The organism is Aquiflexum sp., assembly GCF_041751335.1.
In the GTDB taxonomy this organism is placed as follows: domain Bacteria; phylum Bacteroidota; class Bacteroidia; order Cytophagales; family Cyclobacteriaceae; genus Aquiflexum.
Genome location: NZ_JBGSXS010000399.1, coordinates 1 through 1,985, shown reverse-complemented (window position 1 = coordinate 1,985; position 1,985 = coordinate 1). Strand labels below are relative to the sequence as shown.

The following is a 1,985-nucleotide window of genomic DNA, read 5'->3' as shown; positions in this document are numbered from 1 at the left end:
TTAGGTATATCAGGAATTTCCTCTGGGAATTTGGCAAAAGAAGCTATCTCTCCATAGGATATTTTCTTACCTGTTTTTGGATGAAAGACCAAGCCAGGTTGGGTTTCCAACTCATCAATATTCACTCCCCACTTCTCTGCTGCATTGCTCATCAGGACGAAGCGCACCTGTGCCCCGGATTGCCTGAGGTTATCAAAATGTCCGCTGACAGACCTGCTGCCTACTGTCAACATACTTCCACCTCTTCCTCCACCTCCCCAGGGGATACCATATATTTCCGGTTCAACAGGGGAATGTTCGATTTTTACTTTGGACCAGTCAGCATCCATTTCTTCAGCAATGATTGCCGGCAAAGCGGTCATTGTTCCCTGTCCCATTTCGGCGGCAGGATTATAGATGGTGACAGTGCCATCTATACTGATATGTACCCATGCTGAAACCTGACCATTGTTGGTATTGGCTTTTTCCTCTTTCCAAACAAATGCAGGAATTCCAACACCTGCGACCAAAAAAGTTAATCCACCGCTTCTTTTCAGGAATTTTCTTCTCGAAATTGCATTTTCTTTCAGTTCATTTTCCATGATCAGGTATTTTGGATGGTTTTTTCTATTGCTTTCATAATTCTGGTGTAGGTTCCACACCTGCACAAAACAGGATTCATATGCTTGATGATTTCATCCCTGTTGGGTTTCGGATTTTTGTTCAACAATGCTGCTGCCTGCATAATCTGTCCGGAATGACAATAACCACATTGGGGCACTTGTTCGGAAATCCATGATTTCTGCAAGGGGTGGGAATTATCTTTGGATAGGCCTTCAATGGTAGTGACTTCCTTGCCCTCTACGGCTGAAAGGGGCATAACACAGGCTTTCACGGGATTGCCATCCAAATGAATCGTGCAGGCCCCACATTGGGAAATACCACAGCCATATTTTGTACCTGTCAAATGAAGTCTTTCCCGCAAGGTCCAAAGTAAATTGGCATCTGATTCTGCGGTAACCTCAACTTTTTTTCCGTTGAGAATAAATGAAGTTGTCATAAGTTTAAATCTACAATGAAGCGCGTATAATTTAGATAAAAAAAACAGAAGAACCTTAGTATTCAGGAGTTTTGTCATTGCGAGTCCCCAACATTTTGGTAATTTCAGAAAAGGAATGACATTAGGTTTTCCGTCATCCTGAGTGGAGAAAATTGGCATTTACAGAAAGGGGAATGACATCAAAATGGGCGTCATTCCGAGGTACGAGGAATCTCCAGAGGTTCAATTTATGTTAATTATATCATATACTGTACCTCATGAGATGCTTCCTACGTCAGCATGACGGCGCTCCGATTCATGTCATTGGTAGGCACGAAGGATCTTCAGAGGTCCTATTTATGTTTATTTTAATCTTTTGCGGATCCTCATGAGACCCTTCTCCCGATAGCCATTGGGATCAGGGTGACGTTCCGCTCCGATTCCTGTCATTGCGAGTCCCCTAAACTATTTAAAATGTTCAGAATTTCTAATTCTGTCTTCGTGAAGACACTATGTTTGAGCCCCGATCAGTAAATATGGAGCAGAAATCACTAATTTTAAATTTAATCCTAAAAATCATCGAATGAAAAATCAACTTATTTGGAAATCATTGTCTTTTGCTGCATTAATTGTTTCTATCACTCTCAATTTATCCTGCGAAACCAAGTCTGATGCTCAGAAAATAGTAGATCAGTCCATTGCCGCCCATGGCGGTCAATTATTTGAAAAGGCTATAATCAGTTTTGATTTCCGCGACCGAAGTTATCAAATTTTCAAATCACCAAACAGCTTTGAATATTTACGGAAATTCACTGATTCCACGGGGATGGTTAAGGATGTTCTGAACAATGATGGTTTTCAAAGAACAATAAACGGCGAGTCGGTAAAGTTATCAGAAGAAAGAACAGGCGCCTTTAGCAGATCTGTTAATTCAGTGGCCTATTTCGCTTTTTTACCGTATGGACTC

The 1,985-nt window shown here is 41.4% G+C and carries 3 protein-coding genes; 1 reads left to right on the top strand and 2 read right to left on the bottom strand.

The features are described from left to right. On the bottom strand, positions 1-581 hold a 581-nt coding region (locus ACEW8U_RS21490; RefSeq protein WP_373524107.1), incomplete at its 3' end, for a molybdopterin cofactor-binding domain-containing protein. 2 nt (positions 582-583) lie between these two features. Further along, positions 584-1,039 carry a (2Fe-2S)-binding protein gene (locus tag ACEW8U_RS21485; RefSeq protein WP_373524106.1) on the bottom strand — a complete coding sequence of 152 codons (456 nt, stop codon included), beginning with the start codon at positions 1,037-1,039 and terminating at the stop codon, positions 584-586. Between the two features lie 562 nt (positions 1,040-1,601). Here ACEW8U_RS21485 and ACEW8U_RS21480 point away from each other — a divergent pair. Further along, a partial coding sequence (locus ACEW8U_RS21480; RefSeq protein ID WP_373524105.1) for a DUF6503 family protein occupies positions 1,602-1,985 on the top strand: 384 nt, incomplete at its 3' end.